The following is a 20925-nucleotide window of genomic DNA, read 5'->3' on the forward strand; positions in this document are numbered from 1 at the left end:
CAATTTACACAGCGCGCTGTAGCGTGCGGACAGTTTCCGAAACATTGATGTTTAACAGATTGGTACGCGGTTCACGCGCGGGCGCGGGCCCACTCGGTGACCACCGGATAGACCGCGTCGAACCATGGTTCCTTCACCACGTAGTAGGCATCACCGGCGGCGTCATAGGTCAGATCCGCCGCCGCGAGTTCGGCCCCTCGCTTGACCGCCAGATACTCCGCCCGCGCGCTGTCGTTCGCCCGCAACCAGTCGCGCAGGTCGAGCGCGAACCGCTGGCCCAGTGAATCCTGCACGCGCAGATGGATATTGGCGGGTCGACCGGGATCGGCATTGCCGTGCAGGCGTTTTCCCCACCGGGCGAGGTCGGTGCCTTCGGGATCGCCCTCACTCGGCTTCGGATTGTCGTGCGTCACCCGAGTGGCCAGCGGGAACCCGCCCGCCGTCAGCGCGTCGGTCAGCGATTCGGCCGTGGCCATGTCGGCCACCGTCACCTGGATGTCGATGATGTCCTTGGCGGGCAGGCCGTGCACCGCGGTCGATCCGACGTGATCGATACGCACCGCCGACGCACCGCACGCCAGATGCAGCCGCGCGATGATCCTGCGCGCCTGCACGTCCCATTCCGGGTCGGTGACGAGGCGGTAGTCGGCGCGCGCGCGGACGCCCTCACGCTGATTGCGCTCGAACGGCACCAACCGTCGCGTCCACAGCTCCCGGACCTGCTCCTCGACCACCTCCGGTGCGCCGTTGTTGTCGAGCCACACATCGGCGACCGCACGGCGCTGTTCGTCGGTGGCCTGCGCGGCGATCCTGACTCGCGCGTCCGCTTCGGCCACCCCGCGGTGTTCGACCAGTCTGCGCAGCCGGGTCTCCTCCTCGGCCCCGACCACCACGACGAGCTGCATCAGCGGCGCGAGCCCGTTCTCGACGAGCAGCGGAATATCCTGCACCACAATGGCATCCGCGGGCGCGTCGCCGATCAGTTCCGCGGTGCGGGCACCGACCAGCGGGTGGGTGATGGCGTTGAGCTTGCCCCGCGACACGTCATCGGCGAAGGCGACCGCGGCCAGCGCGGGCCGGTCGAGACTGCCGTCGGGGCTCAGGATTCGCTCACCGAACTCCTCGACCAGCGCGGTCAGGCCCGGCGTGCCGGGGGCGACGACCTCGCGGGCGATCGCGTCGGAGTCGATGAGCACCGCCCCTAGCTCGACCAGTGTCCGCGCCACTGTGGATTTACCCGCTCCCATGCCTCCGGTGAGGCCGATCCGCAACATGGGCCCAGTCTCGCATCCCGACCGACGGGCCGGGGCAGGTCCCACGACACGCCCACGCGCGGAGCGGCGGGAGATCCCCGGCCGGGCGCGTCGAGTGGATTAATCTACCGCGCAGGCGAGAAGGCCGCACGACTACCGACGGGATGATCATGGGTACCAGGAACAACCGGACGGCTCGCCACCGTCTCGGCATGCCGGGCGGTGTGCACTGCATCGAATTCCCCGCCGTGGCAGCAACTCTCGCCGAATATCGACGCTCCTGGTTCAGCACCCTGCTCTCCCCCGCCAGACACAGCTTCGCCGCGATGCGCAAACGCCCCAGGATGGCCACCGGCTACTGGTCGCCCGCCGCGGCCACGAACTGATCGGTGGGCCCGGCGCAGCGCCGAGCCCACCACCGGCTCACGCCCCGATGAGACCACTCGGCGCGCGCCGGGTGCCCGGCTGTTGCGTCGGCATCGCATTCGGCGGCACCGGGTACGGCACACCCCGCCCCAGGCTGCCCGCCGCGATATTCGGACCACACTGCGCGATCGCCGCGTCGGCTTTGGGACGGGGGTCGGGCAGCACCGGTTTCGCGGCGTCCGGCGCCGCCGCGAAGTCGAACGTGGAGGTCATGTCGCCGGTGATGCCGCGTCGCCAGGCGGTCAGGTTCGGCACGTCGACACCGAATCTGGTTTCCAGCAAACGCAATTGGGACGTGTGGTCGAAGGTCTGGGATGCCACCAGCCCACCGCGACTGTACGGCGAGATCACCATGCACGGCACCCGATAACCCAGTCCGATGGGGCCGGTGATCCCGCCCGCCGCAGGCACCCGATCCAGTGGCACCGTCAGGAATTCACCCGGGGTGCCTGGCGGTGGGGTCGGCGGGGTGACGTGGTCGAAGAAGCCGCCGTTCTCGTCGTAGCTGATGATCAGCGCGGTCTTCTCCCACACCGCCGGATTCGAGGTGAGGATATCGAGGAGCTGCACGATCCCGAGCGCGCCGAAAGCCGCGGGCAGCGCGGGATGTTCGCAGTGCAGTAGCGACGGCACCACCCAGGACACCGCGGGCAGGGTGTTGCCGGCGACGTCGGCCTGGAAGTCGTTCGGATAGATCGGTGCGATACCACGGCGCGCCAGTTCGGAATTCGGGTCGGCGGCCTGAGTGAAGCAGCCCATCATGCCGTCCAGGACCATCGACGAGATGGGGCCGGCATCGCGATTGCTGTAGATCTTCCACGGAACCCCACCCTCGGACAGGTTCTCCGGGTAGGTGCGCCAGCTGTAGACGTTCTTCGGGATCAGCGTCGGCGTCTCCACCAGCGGACCGCCCGCCAGGCCGTCGGGGTCGATGCTCGCGCTCATCCAGTACAGCCGGTTGGGGTCGGTGGGACCGAGCACCGAGCAGTGGTAGTTGTCGCAGAGGGTGAATGCCTGCGCGAGCTCGGTGTGGATCGGAATGTCTTCCGGCAGGTAGTAACCCATCGCCGCGGGCGCGTTGTCGGGCCCGACCGAGGCCACCGACATCGGCATCCAGCCGTCGTTGCGCCCGTCGTTGAATGCCTTGTGCATGCCGGGCCAGGTGTGGTCGGGGTCGTTGATGCACTCCCCGTCCAGGGTGGCGCCGCGGGTGGTGTCGAGCCGAAACGGTTCGACGAAACCCGCTGCGGTGGGCCCGATTCCGGGCGACCACCCGAATTGACGCCACGACGCGGACGCCTCACCGAACCCGCGCACCCCCGACAGGGTGCCGAAATAGTGGTCGAAGGACCGGTTCTCCTGCATGAGCAAGACGAAATGCTCGATGTCGCCGAGCCCGCCCATGCCGGCCGGATCGGCGGCAAAAGCTCGGTCGATGATCGGATTCGCCCAGGTGGCAAGCGTTCCCACCGCACCGGCGGCCATAGCCTTCGCAAGGAATTGTCGCCGGTTGAGACCGGCGAAGGGACCAGAACTCATCGTGAGTGGAGCACCTTTCCCGTAGGGGATGGAGCAATCGCGCACACGCTACACCCACCGGAAAAGGCCGAAGGCCCCGGTCCGTGTGGACCGGGGCCTTCGGTAGTGCAGTTGTCGATTCAGCCGTTACCGGTGAATCAGGCGTTGCCGCTCACTCAGGCGTTGCCGCTGAGCTTCTCCCGCAGAGCCGCGAGCTGGGCATCGCTGGCCAGCGAGCCGCCCGTGGACTCGGCCGGACCGGAGGTGGACGCAGCCGCGCTGCCACCGGTCTCGGAGGAGTAGTTGCCCGCGACGGGACCGCCAGCGGCGGCCTCGGCGGCAGCGTCGGCTGCCATCTTCTCCATCTGAGCAGTGTGCATCTTGTGGCGACGCTCGGCCTCGGCGTAGCGGCCTTCCCACTCTTCACGCTGCTTGTCGAACCCGTCGAGCCATTCGTTGGTCTCGGGATCGAAGCCCTCGGGGAAGATGTAGTTGCCCGCATCGTCGTAGCTGTCGGCCATGCCGTACTTCGACGGGTCGAACTCGGCGTTGTAGTCCTCGTTCGCCTGCTTCAGCGACAGCGAGATACGACGACGCTCGAGGTCGATGTCGATGACCTTGACCATGGCGTCGTCGCCGACGGCCACAACCTGGTCCGGGACCTCGACGTGGCGCTCGGCCAGCTCGGAGATGTGGACCAGGCCCTCGATGCCCTCTTCGACGCGCACGAAGGCACCGAAGGGAACCAGCTTGGTGACCTTGCCGGGCACGATCTGGCCGATGGCGTGGGTCCGGGCGAACTGACGCCACGGGTCTTCCTGAGTCGCCTTGAGCGACAGGGAGACGCGCTCGCGGTCCAGGTCGACGTCGAGAACCTCGACGGTGACCTCGTTGCCGACCTCGACAACCTCGGACGGGTGGTCGATGTGCTTCCAGGACAGCTCGGAGACGTGCACCAGGCCGTCGACGCCACCCAGGTCCACGAAGGCACCGAAGTTGACGATGGAGGACACGACGCCCTTGCGGACCTGGCCCTTCTGGAGCTGGTGCAGGAACTCGCTGCGGACCTCGGACTGGGTCTGCTCGAGCCAGGCGCGACGCGACAGAACCACGTTGTTGCGGTTCTTGTCGAGCTCGATGATCTTGGCCTCGATCTCCTTGCCGACGTACGGCTGGAGGTCGCGGACACGACGCATCTCGACGAGCGAGGCGGGCAGGAAGCCACGAAGACCGATGTCGAGGATCAGGCCGCCCTTGACGACCTCGATGACGGTGCCCTTGACGGCCTCGTCCTTCTCCTTGAGCTCCTCGATCGTGCCCCACGCGCGCTCGTACTGCGCCCGCTTCTTCGACAGGATCAGGCGGCCTTCCTTGTCCTCCTTCGTGAGGACCAGGGCCTCGACCGCGTCGCCCACGGAAACGACCTCGTTCGGGTCGACGTCGTGCTTGATGGAGAGCTCGCGGGAGGGGATGACACCTTCGGTCTTGTAACCGATGTCGAGCAGGACCTCGTCACGATCGACCTTGACGATGGTGCCTTCGACGATGTCACCATCGTTGAAGTACTTGATCGTTGCGTCGATGGCGGCCAGGAAATCCTCGGCGGAGCCAATATCGTTAATGGCTACCTGCGGCGAGGTGACGGTGGTGGGCATATGTGGGTTTGCTCCGGACGGATTGTGGTCGGTTGCGGACATTGGATCTTTCGGTACGCTGCGAGATCACCGCGACGACGCGACGAAGGGATACCGGTAAAGTATCGCACGGACCGTCGCACTTGCCGCTGATCAACTTCAGCGTCCCTCTACAGCGTGCATCAGCCTACGCGACCCGCGCCGAGCCGGGCAAACCACCCCCCGCACCACGCCGATACCCTGTTCGGCGTGTCCGACGACGAACGCCACGCGCAGGCCAACGCGCTTCTCGGTACCTCCGCAACCACTCGAACCAAGATCGACTCGCGCGACAGCGAGCGCGCGAATCGCCGCTGGTGGGACGCCGACGCCGAGCAGTACCACCAGACCCACGCCGACTTCCTCGGCGTCGACTCCCCGGGCGGTGAGTTCGTGTGGTGCCCGGAGGGCCTGCACGAGGGTGACATGGGCTTCCTCGGTGACGTGACCGGCAAGACGATCCTGGAGATCGGCTGCGGTTCGGCGCCGTGCTCGCGATGGCTGGCAGGCCACGGCGCGTTCCCGGTCGGGCTCGACGTGTCGATGGGGATGCTGGAGCGTGGCGTGGCCGCGATGGATCAGGGCGGACCGCGGGTGCCGCTGGTTCAGGCGGGGGCCGAGGCACTCCCCTTCGCCGACGCGTCGTTCGACCTGGCCTGCTCGGCGTTCGGCGGCGTGCCGTTCGTCGCCGACTCGGCGCTGGTGATGCGCGAGGTGGCGCGGGTGTTGCGGCCGGGCGGGCGCTGGGTGTTCTCGGTGAACCATCCGATGCGCTGGATCTTCCCCGACGATCCGGGCGAGGCGGGTCTGACCGCCACGATCCCGTATTTCGACCGCACTCCTTATGTAGAGGTGGACGGCGACGGCGTGCCGACCTATGTCGAGCACCACCGCACAATCGGTGACCGGGTGCGCGAGATCGTCGGCGCTGGCCTGCACCTGGTCGACATCGTCGAACCCGATTGGCCGGAGTGGCTCGACCGCGAATGGGGTCAGTGGTCGCCGCTGCGCGGACAGATCTTCCCCGGCACCGCCATCTTCATCGCCGAGAAGCCCTAGCTCGTCGGCCGCAGCATCAGCGCCGTGTTCGATCGCGAGCGGCATTCAATTGCTGCTGTAGGTGTGGACTCCGACCCGACCAGGTCGCCGATGAAGGCAAGTATCCACTCCATGCGCCCGCCCTCGACGGTGACGTTCACTCGCACCGAGCACCCTTATCCGGTGAGCCGGTCTATGCCTGATCGGGTGGCGGTGACGTAGCGACAAGGCTGGTCAGCTCGCGACGGAGGCGCTCGATCTCCCCGCTACCGGTGGTTGCGAAGCGCAGCAGTCGGATCCCGTAGGCGGCACAGATCGCGTTCTTGTGCGCGTCCCTGCTCAGCTGTTCCGGCCGATTCTCGTGGAATTCGAATCCGTCGACCTCGATTGCGCACAGACGTTGCTTGGTCACGCGGTTGTAGACCTCGAAATCGACCGAGGAACGGCGATTCCGCGCGAACCGCAGTTGATCACCGCGCAAGCGGTCGGTGTCGGGCAGAAGGTGCTTCAGCGGAACCTGCTCCGCAAATGTCAGCCCGGGAAACTCGGCAGGCAGCAGCTGCCCGAGCACAGCGCGCATCACTCGCTCAGACTCGTGTCCGGGGCTGCGGGCAACTCGAGAAGCCAGATGGTTCAGCCGCTCGGAGTACTGCCTGTACAGCAGGTCGAAAACCGACACAATGCCACTGTCGAAGACCTCTTTATCCGGATGTTGGTACCGGATGTAGCCGATCAGGTCGCGGAGATTCCTGCTGCGCGGCAGCATCTCGTTGTTGGTTACCAGGACGAACCGCTTCTTCGCGCGCGACACCGCGACATTGACGAGGTGCGGGTCGTCGACGAACTCGAGGCCGCCGAGTCCATTCTGGCTGCTCGACTTTTCGTCGAGCACCGTGGTCATCACGATGACGTCCTTCTCCCGACCCTGGAAGCTGTGGACGGTGTCGGCCTCGCTGTCGGCGATCGTCGCGCTGACCCGATCGGCTTGCTTACGGTAGGGCGAAGTGATCCCGATCTCGGCAGGCTCGAACCCTGCGCAATACCGTTGCAGCACATCCTGTTCGATGACGTCGATCTCGCGCTGGTTGATTCGGCCGCCACTACGGAAACGTCGCATGTGATTGCCCGCACTGGTCCGTGCCACAACCATGGCCTGGAAGTCAGGTCGGCTTTTACTGAAGGGGATCAGGTCGTCGTCGTAAAACTTCTGATTGCAGAAGCCGATGATCGCGGGGTCGCAGCGGTAGTGCTCGCGCAGCATCACTCGAGGTAGCGCGTCACCGAACAACTCGGTCAGCGAGGACAGGATGCTGTGCCGATGAAAGTCGTACGCCGGGTGGGGTACCGGCGCGCACAGGTGCGCGGGGATCTTGCTGTCGACAGGTCGCAGCTGGCGTAGATCCCCGACGACGATCAGATTGCGGCAACTCGACATCGCGACCGCGGCGGCGAGCAGGTCCACCTGTGACGCCTCGTCGATTACGAGGTAGTCGACCAACCGGCCTTTGCCGATGCTGCGCTGCAACGAATGGCAGGTACTCAGGACGACGGGGTAATCGCGACTGAATTCCGGCCACCGGCGCAGGTAGTGCTTGTCGTAGCGTTGCGTCGCCTGGTTGAGGTAGCGCACTCGCAGGCTCTCGGTCAGCCATGCTTGCGAGTGCTCCCGCTGATCCTCGGCCAGCGTGTCGAAATGCTTGCCTGCCAGCAACCTCTCCGAGGTCACAATCTGTTGCCCCAGCTCGGCGAGCTTGGTCCGGTAGTACAGCTGGTGCAGGCGGAGGACGACGTCGACATCCTGGTCGTCGGCGAAACGCATCGACCGGTACATGAAGTATTTTCCGATCCGATCGATGACCTGTCCCAGACCGCTCGTCCGTGCCAGCTCGGGGTCGGTATCGGCGATGAATGCGAGGATCTTGTCGGATCGCCACCGCAGCACCGGTAGATTTTCCGAGTCGGGCAGTTCATGGCGCGCGAGATATCCGTCGAAATGCCGCTGCTCCAAGAGATAGGCCGCGTGCTCGGCGCGCAGCTGGGCGAGGTCGCGTTCGATTTCGCGCAATCCGAGCAGTCGGCGGTCACGTTCGACCATGGCGATGGCCTGCGGCACCGGAATCGGCGCCATCGCACGCAACACATCGATCTGATGGTTGCGCGCCACCTGCTCGTCCAGAAACTGCTCTCTCTTCGCCGCCCGGCCGAGATTGGCGACGATGTAGCCGAATCCGGCCTCATGGAGCTTCGTGTTGACGTTGTCGACGGCGGTGTTGTTGGAAGAGACCACCGCGATGGTCTTCGACTCGTCTCCGACGATATTGGCGATGAGATTGAGAATGGTCTGGGTTTTGCCGGTGCCAGGTGGCCCATCGATCACCGAGATCGGATAGCCCAGCGCGTTCGCGACCGCGGCCCGCTGGCTCAGGTTGGTGCGGAACGGATACAACGGTGGCCCGCCCGGGCCGGCAACCGTATCTATCCGTCCCGCGTGGAGATAGCGATGCAGAACGCTCTCAGGATGGACGAACAACCCGGCACAGTGAATGTCGCGCAGCGTTGAGCTCGGCTCGGTAAAGTGCTGCGCGATCGATGTCCAGTACCGCAGTACTCGCTCGGGGCCGGGGTCGTGCCGATGATCTCGAACGAGTTCGACCGCTGCGGATGGGCAGGCGGTGAACTCATCGGTGGATCCGTGGAAAACATGCATCCAGGTCCCCTGCGGACCTGTGAACCGCAGCACCTGATGCACGGTTTCCCGTAGCTCGCCGCCGATCATGACTCTGGTCCGGGGGTCTAGCGGGACGACCTGCGGCCCGGTCAGGATCGCCACGTTGTGCTGGGCATAGTCGTAGGGCTTCCCTCCGCTGCGGGTGTAGACGATGCGTATGCGGTGACCGGTAGGACGGATGTCCTCGATGTCTTGTGTGCGGTCCCTGAATACGCCGTCCGTTCGAACCAGGACAGCTACCTGCCGTGGATTGACCACCAAGCCCCCATCGCCCCGTCGGTGACGTGACGAGAATACCCGCCCGGGACGGCTCAGCGTGCGCAATACGTCCAGAAAACAGCTGCACGGCAACCGATTTCAACTCTTCGAGGATCCTCAAAAGTCCGGGAGCGCAGCGAAGGACGGGTCGACCCGCACGTTCGGCACCGTGTCGGCGACCCAGCGGCGCGCCCTGGTCAGGGCGTGGTCGGGGAACTCGACGTCGAAGCGGACGTCGTCGGACAGTAGATAGGGCAACCGGCCGCGCAGGCCGGGCGCGTACGGGTGGGGCGGGCACATCTCGTCGCGTCGCACTTGCCGCCCGATCGCGGTCTCGCGCGCACCGGGCACACCGGTCTCGGGGCAGATGACCTGGAACACCGCCGAACACCGGTCCTTGGGCACCACGATCGACGCCGCGAAGACGAGCTCGCCGCGCGGACCCCCGAGCTGGGTCTTCTCCACCCGCAACAGGGCGGGCAACTGGTCGACCCACACCACGAACGCCTCGATCAAGCAGCCGGTCCGTGCGTGGTGCTCGGCCAGTCGCCTGCGTAGCCGTTTCAGGTCGTCGAGTCGAGCGGGCAGGTCGGGCACGCCGTTGACATAGTTCAGCGCGACGACGTCACGAGTGGCCGGATTCCCCCAGGTCGTGTCGTCCAACTGTTGCATTCCAGGAATGTCGAACGAGATGGGCACCGGATCAATTTACCGGCGCCGTCGACTTCGGTTGTCCCCGTGCGGCGCTCGGCGCGTCGATCAGGGGACAATCGCGCTCTTCGACCAAGTCGACGAGCCAGGCTTCGTGATCGATCACCATCGCGCGGCTGCGCGGGGTGGCGAGCACGGCCGCCAATGCGGTGCGAAACGCCTCGGCGGCCGAACGGTCGTCGAAGTCGAGATCGATGAGCACCCGCTGTGGTGTGTCCGCGACCCGGCCGACGCGGTAGCCCCGCACCCCGTTGTCGGCGCGGAACCGCTCGAACTGGTCGAACGCGGCCTTCCAGTCGTCGTAGTCGCGAACGGTGTTGTCGATGTGCAAGGTGACGGTCATGATGGCCTCCGGTGTCGTGCCGAGTGGGATATCTCGATCATCGGCCCGCCCGGAGCGCCGCAACATCCCTGATCCTGGGGGGATTTCGCCGTAGGCTGGGACATGTGCCGAGTACCTTGGCCGACCGGATCGGCCGTCTGTGCCGCGCCGATCACTCCGCCAAACGACTGCGTGAACTCGTCCTGGTCGAGATCCGCGCGACGATCCCGTTCGCCGGTCATGTCTTCGCGCTCACCGATCCCGTCACCGCGGTCGCGACGGCGCCGCTCGCCGATGTCCCCGGCCTCGACTTCGGGCTCCTGCCGGACTTGATCCACGCCCGCTACCTCACCCCGCTCAATCGCTGGGACACTGTGCGCGGCACCGGCGCCCACTCTTTGCTCGGCGCGACCGACGGCGACCCGACCCGGTCCCTGCTGTGGCGCACCGCTCAGCGCGATCTCGGCGTCACCGACTCCGCCACCATCACTTTCGCCGACCGCTATGGCTGCTGGGGCTTTCTCGAACTGCTCCGCTACACCGAATCCCCTTTCACCACAGCAGAACTCACTGCGCTGAGCACGCTGACCTCCACCGTCACCGTCGGCCTGCGCCGTACCGTCGGGGCCACGTTCGTCGAATCCGATGCCCGCCTTCCACCCCTCGGCCCCGCGGTCGTACTCCTCGACGACACCCTGCGAGTGCGCGCCCGAACAGCGGCCGCCGCGGATTCTCTCCTGCGGCTACTCCCCCCGGACGAACCGATGCCGCCTGTCCCCGCCTCGGTCTACAACGCGGCCGCCGCCCTCCTCGCCATCGAGGCGGACACGCCCCTCGGCCCCGCCACGTCACGCGTTCACCTGGGTGGCAATCGCTGGCTCACCGTGAAAGCCGACCGCATCGGCACCGATATCGCCGTGGCCCTGGAATCGAGCACCGCCACCGAACGCCTCGACCTGTTCGCCCGAGCCCACGGCCTCTCCGCCCGCGAATCCCAGGTCCTGACGCTCTTGGCGACCGGCCTGGATTCCCACGAGCTGGCCACGGAGCTGTTCCTGTCCGAACACACGATCAACGACCACGTCAAAGCCATCCTCGCCAAATCCGACACCCGAACCCGCCAACGCCTCCTGTCTCGCGTCCTCGGGGTCGGCTGATCGGCCGTGCGATCGATCCTCTAGTCCCGCTTCGGCTTTCGGCCCGCTTGGTCGAGGGCCAGGCGCAGGGCGTATTCGATTTGGGAGTTGATGCTGCGCAGGTCGTCGGCCGCCCACTTGGCTATTGCCTCGTGGACGGCCGGGTCGAGCCGCAGCAGGATCTTTTTGGGGTCCCTCTTCGGCTGGGTCATCGGGCGGCTCAGGAGTAGAGGGATCCGGCGTTGACCACCGGCTGGGTGGCGCGGTCGCCGCAGAGGACGACGAGCAGGTTGGAGACCATGTTGGCCTTGCGCTCCTCGTCGAGTTCTACGGTGCCCTGTTCGGCGAGGCGATCGAGCGCGAGGGCGACCATGCCGACAGCGCCCTCGACGATCTGGGTGCGGGCCGCGACGACCTGGGCGGCCTGCTGGCGCACGAGCATGGCCTGGGCGATCTCCGGGGCGTAGGCGAGGTGGGTGATGCGGGCCTCGATGACCTCGATGCCCGCGGTGAGGGTGCGCTCGCGCAGCTCGACGGTCAGTTCCTCGGCGACCTCGGCGCCGTCGCGCAGGCTGGTGCGGGCGTCGTCGTGGGCGTCGTAGGGGTGGGTGGTGGCGAGGTGACGCACCGCGGCCTCGGACTGGGTCTCGACGTATTCCTCGTAGTCGTCGACGGCGAAGGCGGCCTTGAAGCTGTCGACCACCTTGTAGACGACGACGGCCGCGATCTCGACGGGGTTGCCGTCGGCGTCGTTGACCTTGAGCTTCTGGGTTTCGAAGTTACGCACCCGCAGTGAGATGGATTTGCGGTCGGTGAGCGGGACCACCGAGAAGAACCCCGGGTCACTGACCGAGCCGATGTAGCGGCCGAAGAAGGTGACGACCTTGGCCTCGTTGGGGTTGACGATGATCAGCCCGGTGGCGAGCAACCACACGACAAGGATCACGACGACGGCGGCGACCGCGCCGGTCCAGGCCAGTGCGCCACCGTTGTGCTGGGTGGCGGAGATGAACGCGAGAACGGCAGCGCCGCCGAACAACAGGGTGAACACCAGCCACCCCAGCACGACGACGAACCCGTTGGCGCGGAATGCGGACCGCAGCTCCATGACATCCTCCCGATATCTGAGTGATATCACTAAGATAGTAGATATCGGGAGGACGGGCAAGGGGCGTCAGGAACCGGGGGCGATGTTGCGGTTGGCCCGAAACATGTTCCGCGGGTCGTATTTCGCCTTCGCCGCCGTCAGCCAGCGGTAGGTGTCCGGGGAGTACCCGGCCGCGGTCTGGGCCGCGTCCGCCGCACCGCCCGCGCCGTAGAGGAACGCGAGGCTGTGTCCGATCGTCCACGGCGCCAATGCTTCTCGAACGGCAGCCAGCCCTTCTGGCGCGGCGTCGCCCGCACCTGGTCCGGTGATCACCCGCACGATGTATTCGGCATTCCGAAAATCGATCGACGCCGGGCCGCCGTGTCGGAGGGCTGCGCCGAGATGGCGGATGTCGATCACCGCGTCGACCTGGCCGCCCGGCGCGGTCAACGCGCGCAGCGCGGACAGGCCCTGCGGGGTCAGCTCCGCGAGCAGCGCGTTGGTCGCGGCGTAGGCGTGTGGGAAGGGCGGATCGCTGTGGATGGTGTGCGTTTCGGCGTAGGGCATCGTCCGTAGGTCCTCGTGCAGACGAGGTCCGATCCGCCGCAACGGCGCCACCCACCGTTCCCCTTCCTCGTCCGTCCCGTCGAAGGCGATCCGGATCGAGGCAACGTGGCGGCCGCGCAGCGATTCCGGCACGGGCGGGATGTCGGGATAGGTCACCACCGCGACCGTCGAGGTCAGCTCGCTCGGCACGGTCGCGGTCCATTCCCGCCACGCCGCCAGCGCCGCATCGACGAGCGGCGCGTCGAAAACCAGCTGTCCACCATAGATTTCGGCAACGGGGACGAGGTCGAGTTCGAGCCCGGTCACCACACCGAAGTTCCCACCCGAACCCAGTACCGCGCCGAACAATTCGTCGTCCGGGCCGAGCGAGCGCACCCGGCCGTCGGCGGTCACCAGTTCGATGCGCCGGACATGATCAGCGGCATAGCCGAATTCACGCGCCAGCAGTCCGAGCCCGCCGCCGAGCACATACCCGACGACGCCCACCGACGGTGACGACCCGTTCAAAGGCGCCAGCCCGTGTCGAGCGGCCGCCTCGACCAAAGCACCAGCGCGCACCCCGGCACCGATGCGCGCGGTCCGAGTCTGCGGGTCGATGGCGATGTTGTCCATGCGTCCGGTCGTGATGAGCACCCCACCGTCGACAGCGACCGACAATCCGTGTCCGGTCGCCTGCACAGCGACCGGCAGCCCGTGCCGTGCGGCGAACTCCACCGCGGCACGCACGTCCTGGCTGTGCAGGGCGCCGACCACGAACTCCGGACGGTGCGTGTAGGCGGTTTGGAAGCCGGCGACCTCCTCGGCGTACCCGGGGTCGTCCGGCGTGAATACGGGACCAGCGAACTTCGTTGCGATATCGGTCATGTCTTCGACTCTGCGCCGACCGGAAGAATAAGTACAAGAGATAGATCTTCTCCTATCTATAATTGATAGTTATGGAACTGCGGCAGCTGCGCTACTTCGTGACGGTCGTCGAAGAAGGCGGGTTCACCAGGGCCGCCGAGCGGCTGCACTTGACCCAGCCCGGCCTCAGCACTCAGATCCGGCAACTCGAACGCGAACTCGGACAGCGCCTGCTCGACCGCGGCGCTCGCACCGTGACGCTGACCGATGTCGGGGCCGCCGTGCTCGAGCACGCGCGCACCGCCCTGGCTGCCGCAGACCGGATCGGGGACACCGTCGGGGAGTTCACGGGCTTGCTGCGCGGGCAGGTCCGGGTCGGCATGATCTCCGGGGCGGCGTCGGAGGTCTTCGATGTGGCGGGGGTGCTCGCCGATTTCCACCACGACCATCCGCAGGTCGGGATCAGCCTCACCGAGGACACCGCCGAACGGATGCTCGCCGCCGTCGAGCACGGTGAGCTCGATATCGCGCTGACCGGGTTGACCGGCGCCCCAACAGATTCCAGCATCGGCCTGCACGTGATCCTGCACACCGCACTCGTCGCCGCCGTCGCTCGCGACGCACCCGTCGACCCCGCCGAATCGGCGGGCGCTATCGCCTTGCAGGACCTCGCCGATCGCCGCCTCATCTGCCTCACTCGGGGCACCGGCCTGCGCGGCGTCTTCGAACGTTCCTGCGCCGCCGCCGGTTTCACGCCGGACATCGCCTTCGAGGCCGCCGCTCCCCCGCTGCTGCTCGAACTGGCCGCGCGCGGGCTGGGAACCGCCATAGTCCCCGCCCTCACCACCGCCGAAGCAGACGCCTTCGGTGTGCGAACCCTCGACATCGTCGAGCCCACCATCCACGGCCGACTGGCCCTGGCCTGGCGCACCGATCCCCCGCCCGGCCCGGCGGCGAAGGTGCTGCTCGGGCAGTTGCGCATCGCCTTCGGTGGTCACGCCTGACCCGTCGCCCGATAGGCGCGGCCGGTCAGGATGTGGATTTCAGACGGGCGATTTCGGCTTCGAGCTCGGCGTTGCGGTGTCGGAGGCGGTCGATTTCGGCTTCGAGTGGAGCGCGGCCGGCGCGGGCGTAGTCCTGGATCCACTCGGTGCGGTAACGGGGAGTGATGTTCTTGGTGCAGTTGCGGTCGAACGCTTCGATCCGCACCACGAACGCCCGGTCCGAGCGCGCGTCGATCGGGCCCGCCGGGGTGGTCAGGAGTCGGTCGAGGAGCTCGGGATCGTCGGCGCGTTCGACGACCTCGGCACGGCCGAAGATCTTGACCCTGGTGCGGGTCGGGTAATCGATGAAGAACAGCGCGACCCGATCGTCGGTGTCGAGATTGCCCAGCGTGACGAACTGGTTGTTGCCCGGGTATTCGGCCCACGCGATGGTCGCGGCGTCGAGCACGTGCACAAAACCCGTTGGACCGCCGCGATGTTGGATGTAGGGCCAGCCGGAGCCGGTGACGGTCGCGAGGTAGAACGAGTCGGCCGCCCGGATCAGGCCCGCCACTTGCGGCTCCAGTTCTTCGGGTTCGCCGATGTCGGCGCCGTCGGCCATCCGCCTGCCGTGGACGGTGAAACCGCCACCGCTGTGCTGGCGGCGCGCGGTGGCCGCGGAGAAGGCGATGGCTCCGTATCGGGTCGGCTTGTTCACCCCACCCACGGTACGACTCGTGATTCGTCAAGGATCGGTCCGCCGTGCCGCTGATGTCGGCGCGGGCGTCAGCGCTACGCTTTGGCTAACCGATGAAGGAGAGCTCGACCAGGACGAGGAAGGGCGTGCGTGGTGGAGTCGACTACTGCTGCGAAACTGCAAGAGCTGCGGGACAATCTGACGGCGGCGCGGGAACCCGCGGGGGATGCGGGAATCGCCAAGCGTGCGGCGAAAGGAATACCCGGCCCACGCGAACGCATCGAAATACTTCTCGACCAGGGCAGTTTCACCGAAATCGGCGCGCTGGTGAAACAGCCGGGCGCGGCCGACGGTCTCTACGGTGACGGCGTCGTCACCGGACACGGCAGGATCGACGGGCGACCGGTGGTGGTGATCGCCCACGACCAGACCGTGTTCGGCGGATCGGTGGGTGAGATGTTCGGGCGCAAGGTCGCGATGGCGATGGATCTGGCGGCCGACATCGCCTGCCCGTTCGTGGCGATCAACGACTCCGGCGGTGCGCGGGTACAGGACGCGGTCACCTCGCTGGCCTGGTACGCGGAGATGAGCAGGCGCCAGACCCGGCTGTCCGGGGTGGTGCCGCAGGTGTCGGTGATGCTGGGCAAATGCGCTGCGGGCGCGGTGTATTCGCCGATCAATACCGATGTGCTGATCGCGACCGAGTCGGCGTACATGTTCGTCACCGGTCCCGACGTCATTCGCGAGACCACCGGCGAGGAAGTGACCCTCGACGAGCTCGGCGGCGCGTTCAACCAGGCGCACAACGGCAATATCCACCATGTGGCGGCGGACGAGAAGTCCGCATTCGAGTGGGCGCGCACCTATTTGAGCTTCATGCCGTCTAATTGCTACGAGCGTGCGCCGCTGGTGAATCCCGGTCTGGAACCGGAGATCACCGACTCCGATCGCGAACTCGACGCGCTGATACCGGATTCCGATCGCAGGGGCTACGACATGTACGAGGTGCTGCTCCGGATCTTCGACGACGGGGAGTTCCACGAGATCGGCGACGGCGCCGCCCGCAACCTGATCACCGGATTCGCGCGGGTCGACGGGCGCAGCGTGGGTGTCGTCGCCAATCAGCCGCTGGTGGCCAGCGGCGCGATCGATGCGCGCGGGTCGGACAAGGCCGCGCACTTCATCCGCCTCTGCGACGCGTTCGACATTCCGCTGGTGTTCGTGGTCGACACTCCGGGCGTGCTGCCGGGGGTCGAGGAGGAGAAGATCGGCGTCATCAAACGCGGCGGCCGGTTCTTCTACGCGGTGGTCGAGGCGACCGTTCCGATCGTCACCGTCGTGGTCCGCAAGGCCTACGGCGGCGGCTACGCGGTGATGGGGTGCAAGCAACTCGGTGGCGACATCAACCTCGCGTGGCCCACCGCGCGGATCGCCGTGATGGGCGCCGAAGCCGCCGTGGGCCTGACCCAGCGCAGACAGCTCGCCGCCGTTCCCGAGGCCGACCGGCCCGCTGTGCGTCAGCAGATGGTCGACTTCTACAACGCCGCCGTCGCCACCCCGTGGATCGCCGCCGAACGCGGCTATATCGACGCGGTCATCGAGCCCTCGAGCACCCGCCTGGAAATCCGTAAAGCGTTGCGCCTGCTCGGTGACAAGCACATCGAGCAGGCGCCCCGCAAACATCGCCTGATGCCGTTGTAGCGGCCCGTCACTGTCAACCGACGCCGTGAGCCCAGGCTCACGGCGGCTAAGCCCCGACCGGATCTGTCTGTGCCACAGCAGAGCTCCCGGCCTGCGAGCGCCGTACGACCTCACGGACGACCAGGTAGATCGGGAAGGCGATGGGCGACAACAGGATTGTGCCGACCAGCAGCGGGCCCATCAGGAGCGGATGGACGTCGCACTCGCGGCTGTCGAGGTAGATCCAGCGTCCGAGGAACAGATCCCACGCGATGATCTGCGCCCACAGCGCGGTGAGCACAGCGGGATCGGCAGTGGCTTCGGTGATGGCGGCCAAGGACGGCGAGGTCACCAGCGACCACATCGCGCCCAACACCGGCACCGCGACGATCGCCCACACCACCAAGGGCACCAGCACGATCCACGGTGAGGAGATGATCGTGCGGGTCCAGCGCCAGGTCGGGGCGAAGATCATCAACGCCCAGAACGGCACAGTGACGAAGAACGACAGGTCGAACAGCGTGCTCATGCGGTGGCTACCTTTCGATTGCCGGCCGCGCTCGCGACCGAGATCATTACTCCGACAACAACTCCGGTGACGATCGCGGCCGCGACGGTGAGTGTGGCCTGATCGGGGTGGATCAACGGCTGCCCACGCAGCGCCTGCCAGGTGACCAGCGCGAGCACCGCCGCGTAACCCGCCGACGCGGTGATGATCAGGCCGAGCCGAACACGCACCGACCGCAGCAGCGCGATCCGTGGCGACAGCACCACCAGCAGTGCCGCGAGCAACGGCAGCGCCTGGAGGGCGTGCATGCCGAAGAAGTGCGGAATGCGCAGGTCGCCGTTGGTCGTGCTCCACCCGGTCAGCGGCATGCCGGGCGTACCGTCGGGCGCTCCCACCGTGTGCGCGCCCGCGATTCCCTCGACGCCGGATTCCTGCTGCGGCATCAGATTTCCCAGCGCCAACCCGACCAAGGTGATCGCGATGCCGAGACGAATCGACCAGGTGATCGAGGCGTCGCCGAGACGTGCGCGCATCAGTCCGATCCCGATCACCAGGGTTGCCAGGAACAGGATGACGATGGTGGATCCCATGATCACCCAGAGGGTGCCGTCCAGGGCCGTGGTCGTGTTGTAGTGGCTGCGAGTCCCGCGGATCACCTGCCCGAAGATGATCGCCTGTTCGATCACCCCGGCGATCACGATCACCGTGGCCATGCCCGAGGCGAGCCGAGAAGGCTTGGGCCGCAACGACATCAACCACGCCAGCGCCACGCCGTAGAAAACGAACGAGATCGCGAACTTGGTCGGCTTGAACCAGGCGGTCGACCCGGCGATCATCCGGTCGTCGACCAGCATCCCGATCAGGCCGACCACGACGAGCGCGGCGTTGACGGCGGAGAAATACATCAGCGGTCGATGCAGAGGAGCTTGGGGGCGTGGCAGCGAGGGAACGGTCAGGACTGACATCGGAATCTCCCAGATATAGATAGCTATACTATCCGTTATGGATAGCTAGACTATCCGCTATGGGTGACGTAGGCAAGGGGTAGGAACACAACGGAGGTAAGAGTGCGAATCTCGGAGTTGAGTGAACGCAGCGGCATCGCGGTGGCCACCATCAAGTACTACCTGCGTGAGGGACTACTGCCCGCGGGTGAACGCAGCAGCCCCAACCAAGCCAGCTACGGCGAAGACCACCTGCGCCGACTGCGCCTGATACGCGCGCTGATCGAGGTGGGCGGGATACCGGTCGCCACCGTCTCCGATGTCCTCGCCGCGATCGACTCCCCCGAGATGCCCCTGTTCCATGTGCTCGGGGTGACGCAGGACAGTCTGTCCACACCCGTGCCCGCCGCCCACGATGCCGAATGGGACCGTGCGTACGAGGCCGTGCGCGCGGAGATGGACCGGCGCGGCTGGGACATGAAACCCAGCCCGCAGGCCATCGACACCCTCACCGGAGTGATCGTTCGACTCGCCCAACTCGGCTACCGGGACTGGGCCGCCACCACCCTGCCCACCTATTTCGACAGCACCCGCGCGGTCGCGGAGAACGACGTGGCGTCGGCCCTGTCCGCGGGCGGACGCGACGACATCATCGACGCGGTCGTCGTACTCACCGTCCTCGGCGACACCGCACTGGCCGCCATCCGCCGCATCGCCCAGGCCCAGGTCTCGCTGGAACGCCTGAAGAACCAGGAAACCCCCTGAGAAAACCTCAGGGGGTCAACTGATCTCGCAAGAACACAGTTCGGCCGAACTACGCGGGGAGGCGGGACAGTCAGAGCAGACGTGACAGGAAAGCCTGGGTCCGCTCCTGTTGTGGGTTGGCCAGCAGTTCACGCGGCGGACCCGACTCCACGACCACACCGGCATCCATGAACACCAGTTCGTCGGCGACCTCGCGGGCGAAGCCCATCTCGTGGGTCACCACCAGCATGGTCATGCCCGAATCGGCCAGCTCCCGCATCACGGCGAGCACCTCACCGACCAGCTCCGGGTCCAGTGCCGAGGTCGGCTCGTCGAACAGCATCAGCTTGGGATCCATCGCCAGCGCTCGCGCGATGGCGACGCGCTGCTGCTGACCGCCGGACAACTGCGCGGGGTAGGCATTGCGCTTGGCCGAGAGCCCGACCCGCTCGAGCAGGTCCTCGGCCCTGGCGATCGCCTCGGACTTGCGGATCCCGCGCACCTGGATGGGCGCTTCGATCACGTTCTCCAACGCCGTACGGTGCGGGAACAGGTTGAAATGCTGGAACACCATGCCGATATCGCGACGCTGCACCGCGGCATCGCGCTCGTGCATCTCGTAGAGCTTGCCGTTCTTCTCCCGGTAGCCCACGAGATCGCCGTCGACATAGAGCCTGCCCGCGTTCACCTGCTCGAGGTGATTGATGCACCGCAGGAACGTCGACTTGCCCGAGCCGGACGGCCCGACCAGGGTGAGCACCTTGCCGCGCTGCACCTCGAGCGAGATGCCCTTGAGCACCTGTAGCGCGCCGAAGTTCTTGCACACCCGGTCGGCCAGCACCATGGGCGGGACTGCCACTTGTGGTTCGGTCATTTCGCCTTCACCGCCGCCTGCGCCGTGGCCAGTTCCTGGAGCTGCTTTGCCGTCAGCTGCCGGGTGGCACCGCGCGAGTAATAGCGTTCCAAGTAGTACTGGCCGACCATGAGGACGCTGGTGATCGCGAGGTACCAGGTGGCACAGACGAGCAGCAGCGGGATCGGCTGGAAGTTCACGCCGTAGATGTCACGGGCGCGGCCGAACAGGTCGGTACTCAAGGGAATCGCGGTGACCAGCGAGGTCGTCTTGAGCATGCCGATCAGCTCGTTGCCGGTGGGCGGGATGATCACCCGCATGGCCTGCGGCAGCACCGTGCGGCGCATGGTCTGCGTCCACGACATACCCAGCGCCACCGACGCTTCGCGCTGACCCTCGCCGACGGAGTTGATGCCCGCGCGCACGATCTCGGCCATGTACGCGGCCTCGTTGAGACCGAGGCCGATCACCGCGAACAGGAACGCGGCCTGCAGGTTCTGCACGTCGAGGTGGAAGAACTGCGGACCGAACGGCACGCCGAGATCGATCTGCTTGTACAGCGAGGGAACGAGACCCCAGAACACCAACTGCACGAACACCGGAGTGCCACGGAAGATCCACAGGTAGATCCAGGCGGCCGTGCGCAGCACCGGGTTCGGCGACAGGCGCATCACCGCCAGCACCGTGCCCAGACCCACCGCGATCGCCATCGCGAGCACGGTGAGTTCCAGGGTGACGATCGCACCCTGGGTGATGCGGGTGTCGAACAGATATTTGCCGTAGGTATCCCACCGGTAGGCGGGATTGGTAGCAGCACCGTAGACGAACAATCCCACCAGGATCAGGATGATTGCCGCCGCGATCCAGCGGCCCGGCCTGCGCAGCGGGACCGCTTTGATCGGTTCGGGTTCGGTGCCCGGTCCGGGCACCTCCACCGTGTCTTTCTCGTCGGTCAC

Annotated in this window: 20 protein-coding genes; 6 read left to right on the forward strand and 14 right to left on the reverse strand. The window is 66.5% G+C overall.

Annotation, left to right across the window (positions count from 1 at the left end; genetic code table 11):
- Positions 1 to 71: 71 nt before the first annotated feature.
- Complete coding sequence (gene coaE / locus ASD42_RS32805) at positions 72 to 1274, reverse strand: dephospho-CoA kinase (protein ID WP_056824517.1); 1203 nt, start codon at positions 1272 to 1274, stop codon at positions 72 to 74.
- A 149-nt stretch (positions 1275 to 1423) separates the two neighbouring features.
- Here coaE and ASD42_RS32810 point away from each other — a divergent pair, with 149 nt between their 5' ends.
- Positions 1424 to 1639 carry a hypothetical protein gene (locus ASD42_RS32810; RefSeq protein WP_056824852.1) on the forward strand — a complete coding sequence of 72 codons (216 nt, stop codon included), beginning with the start codon at positions 1424 to 1426 and terminating at the stop codon, positions 1637 to 1639.
- Positions 1640 to 1676: 37 nt separating this feature from the next.
- Here ASD42_RS32810 and ASD42_RS32815 read toward each other — a convergent pair whose 3' ends face one another.
- Together ASD42_RS32815 and rpsA are read right to left on the reverse strand one after the other, a co-directional pair.
- A complete protein-coding gene (locus tag ASD42_RS32815) occupies positions 1677 to 3218 on the reverse strand; it encodes a phospholipase C (RefSeq protein ID WP_056824520.1) in 1542 nt (513 codons plus the stop codon).
- Between the two features lie 155 nt (positions 3219 to 3373).
- A complete protein-coding gene (gene rpsA, locus ASD42_RS32820) occupies positions 3374 to 4852 on the reverse strand; it encodes a 30S ribosomal protein S1 (protein WP_056824523.1) in 1479 nt (492 codons plus the stop codon).
- Between the two features lie 228 nt (positions 4853 to 5080).
- Between rpsA and ASD42_RS32825 the strand changes: the two genes are divergently transcribed.
- Positions 5081 to 5929, forward strand: coding sequence for a class I SAM-dependent methyltransferase (locus tag ASD42_RS32825; RefSeq protein ID WP_056824526.1), 849 nt, complete (start codon positions 5081 to 5083; stop codon positions 5927 to 5929).
- 172 nt (positions 5930 to 6101) lie between these two features.
- Here ASD42_RS32825 and ASD42_RS32830 read toward each other — a convergent pair whose 3' ends face one another.
- The 3 genes from ASD42_RS32830 to ASD42_RS32840 all read right to left on the reverse strand — a co-directional run bounded on the left by ASD42_RS32830 (position 6102) and on the right by ASD42_RS32840 (position 9948).
- Positions 6102 to 8438, reverse strand: a complete 2337-nt coding sequence (locus ASD42_RS32830) for an AAA domain-containing protein (protein ID WP_162256249.1) — start codon at positions 8436 to 8438, stop codon at positions 6102 to 6104.
- A gap of 573 nt (positions 8439 to 9011) precedes the next feature.
- Complete coding sequence (locus ASD42_RS32835; RefSeq protein WP_056824532.1) at positions 9012 to 9566, reverse strand: hypothetical protein; 555 nt, start codon at positions 9564 to 9566, stop codon at positions 9012 to 9014.
- A gap of 31 nt (positions 9567 to 9597) precedes the next feature.
- Positions 9598 to 9948: a hypothetical protein gene (locus tag ASD42_RS32840; RefSeq protein ID WP_056824536.1), complete on the reverse strand. Its 351-nt coding sequence runs from the start codon at positions 9946 to 9948 to the stop codon at positions 9598 to 9600.
- Between the two features lie 104 nt (positions 9949 to 10052).
- Between ASD42_RS32840 and ASD42_RS32845 the strand changes: the two genes are divergently transcribed.
- Positions 10053 to 11084, forward strand: coding sequence for a helix-turn-helix transcriptional regulator (locus ASD42_RS32845; RefSeq protein ID WP_056824538.1), 1032 nt, complete (start codon positions 10053 to 10055; stop codon positions 11082 to 11084).
- A 20-nt stretch (positions 11085 to 11104) separates the two neighbouring features.
- Here ASD42_RS32845 and ASD42_RS34725 read toward each other — a convergent pair whose 3' ends face one another.
- The 3 genes from ASD42_RS34725 to ASD42_RS32855 all read right to left on the reverse strand — a co-directional run bounded on the left by ASD42_RS34725 (position 11105) and on the right by ASD42_RS32855 (position 13581).
- Positions 11105 to 11275 carry a toxin-antitoxin system HicB family antitoxin gene (locus tag ASD42_RS34725; protein WP_131816700.1) on the reverse strand — a complete coding sequence of 57 codons (171 nt, stop codon included), beginning with the start codon at positions 11273 to 11275 and terminating at the stop codon, positions 11105 to 11107.
- Between the two features lie 8 nt (positions 11276 to 11283).
- Entirely contained in the window at positions 11284 to 12171 is an 888-nt protein-coding gene (locus ASD42_RS32850; protein WP_056824543.1) for an SPFH domain-containing protein, read from the reverse strand.
- Between the two features lie 66 nt (positions 12172 to 12237).
- Entirely contained in the window at positions 12238 to 13581 is a 1344-nt protein-coding gene (locus tag ASD42_RS32855) for an FAD-binding oxidoreductase (RefSeq protein WP_056824546.1), read from the reverse strand.
- A gap of 71 nt (positions 13582 to 13652) precedes the next feature.
- Between ASD42_RS32855 and ASD42_RS32860 the strand changes: the two genes are divergently transcribed.
- Positions 13653 to 14564 carry a LysR family transcriptional regulator gene (locus ASD42_RS32860; protein ID WP_056824549.1) on the forward strand — a complete coding sequence of 304 codons (912 nt, stop codon included), beginning with the start codon at positions 13653 to 13655 and terminating at the stop codon, positions 14562 to 14564.
- A 25-nt stretch (positions 14565 to 14589) separates the two neighbouring features.
- Here ASD42_RS32860 and ASD42_RS32865 read toward each other — a convergent pair whose 3' ends face one another.
- Positions 14590 to 15261, reverse strand: a complete 672-nt coding sequence (locus ASD42_RS32865; protein WP_056824552.1) for a pyridoxamine 5'-phosphate oxidase family protein — start codon at positions 15259 to 15261, stop codon at positions 14590 to 14592.
- A gap of 132 nt (positions 15262 to 15393) precedes the next feature.
- Between ASD42_RS32865 and ASD42_RS32870 the strand changes: the two genes are divergently transcribed.
- The gene (locus ASD42_RS32870; protein WP_056824555.1) at positions 15394 to 16941 is read left to right on the forward strand and encodes an acyl-CoA carboxylase subunit beta; all 1548 of its coding nucleotides are present in this window, start codon (positions 15394 to 15396) and stop codon (positions 16939 to 16941) included.
- A gap of 46 nt (positions 16942 to 16987) precedes the next feature.
- Here the strand turns inward: ASD42_RS32870 and ASD42_RS32875 are convergent, their stop codons facing one another.
- The gene (locus tag ASD42_RS32875; RefSeq protein WP_056824559.1) at positions 16988 to 17449 is read right to left on the reverse strand and encodes an ABA4-like family protein; all 462 of its coding nucleotides are present in this window, start codon (positions 17447 to 17449) and stop codon (positions 16988 to 16990) included.
- Positions 17446 to 18393, reverse strand: coding sequence for a hypothetical protein (locus tag ASD42_RS32880; RefSeq protein WP_056824562.1), 948 nt, complete (start codon positions 18391 to 18393; stop codon positions 17446 to 17448). The genes ASD42_RS32875 and ASD42_RS32880 overlap by 4 nt, the downstream gene beginning before the upstream one ends.
- Before the next feature lie 102 nt (positions 18394 to 18495).
- On the opposite strand from ASD42_RS32880, the gene ASD42_RS32885 reads away from it, so the two are divergent.
- Entirely contained in the window at positions 18496 to 19137 is a 642-nt protein-coding gene (locus tag ASD42_RS32885) for a MerR family transcriptional regulator (RefSeq protein WP_056824563.1), read from the forward strand.
- Positions 19138 to 19207: 70 nt separating this feature from the next.
- Here the strand turns inward: ASD42_RS32885 and ASD42_RS32890 are convergent, their stop codons facing one another.
- Entirely contained in the window at positions 19208 to 19960 is a 753-nt protein-coding gene (locus tag ASD42_RS32890) for an amino acid ABC transporter ATP-binding protein (RefSeq protein WP_056824568.1), read from the reverse strand.
- A gap of 26 nt (positions 19961 to 19986) precedes the next feature.
- Positions 19987 to 20925 (reverse strand): amino acid ABC transporter permease, encoded by a 939-nt coding sequence (locus ASD42_RS32895; RefSeq protein ID WP_056824570.1) that lies wholly within the window; start codon positions 20923 to 20925, stop codon positions 19987 to 19989.

Source organism: Nocardia sp. Root136 (assembly GCF_001427185.1).
Lineage (GTDB): Bacteria > Actinomycetota > Actinomycetes > Mycobacteriales > Mycobacteriaceae > Nocardia > Nocardia salmonicida.

What these genes read in the sequence shown, in the direction of transcription:
- coaE (WP_056824517.1), bottom strand. Translation starts at nt 1,274, where the DNA reads ATGTTGCGGATCGGCCTCACCGGAGGCATGGGAGCGGGTAAATCCACA.
- ASD42_RS32810 (WP_056824852.1), top strand. Translation starts at nt 1,424, where the DNA reads ATGGGTACCAGGAACAACCGGACGGCTCGCCACCGTCTCGGCATGCCG.
- ASD42_RS32815 (WP_056824520.1), bottom strand. Translation starts at nt 3,218, where the DNA reads ATGAGTTCTGGTCCCTTCGCCGGTCTCAACCGGCGACAATTCCTTGCG.
- rpsA (WP_056824523.1), bottom strand. Translation starts at nt 4,852, where the DNA reads ATGCCCACCACCGTCACCTCGCCGCAGGTAGCCATTAACGATATTGGC.
- ASD42_RS32835 (WP_056824532.1), bottom strand. Translation starts at nt 9,566, where the DNA reads ATGCAACAGTTGGACGACACGACCTGGGGGAATCCGGCCACTCGTGAC.
- ASD42_RS32840 (WP_056824536.1), bottom strand. Translation starts at nt 9,948, where the DNA reads ATGACCGTCACCTTGCACATCGACAACACCGTTCGCGACTACGACGAC.
- ASD42_RS34725 (WP_131816700.1), bottom strand. Translation starts at nt 11,275, where the DNA reads ATGACCCAGCCGAAGAGGGACCCCAAAAAGATCCTGCTGCGGCTCGAC.
- ASD42_RS32850 (WP_056824543.1), bottom strand. Translation starts at nt 12,171, where the DNA reads ATGGAGCTGCGGTCCGCATTCCGCGCCAACGGGTTCGTCGTCGTGCTG.
- ASD42_RS32855 (WP_056824546.1), bottom strand. Translation starts at nt 13,581, where the DNA reads ATGACCGATATCGCAACGAAGTTCGCTGGTCCCGTATTCACGCCGGAC.
- ASD42_RS32860 (WP_056824549.1), top strand. Translation starts at nt 13,653, where the DNA reads ATGGAACTGCGGCAGCTGCGCTACTTCGTGACGGTCGTCGAAGAAGGC.
- ASD42_RS32875 (WP_056824559.1), bottom strand. Translation starts at nt 17,449, where the DNA reads ATGAGCACGCTGTTCGACCTGTCGTTCTTCGTCACTGTGCCGTTCTGG.
- ASD42_RS32880 (WP_056824562.1), bottom strand. Translation starts at nt 18,393, where the DNA reads ATGTCAGTCCTGACCGTTCCCTCGCTGCCACGCCCCCAAGCTCCTCTG.
- ASD42_RS32890 (WP_056824568.1), bottom strand. Translation starts at nt 19,960, where the DNA reads ATGGTGCTGGCCGACCGGGTGTGCAAGAACTTCGGCGCGCTACAGGTG.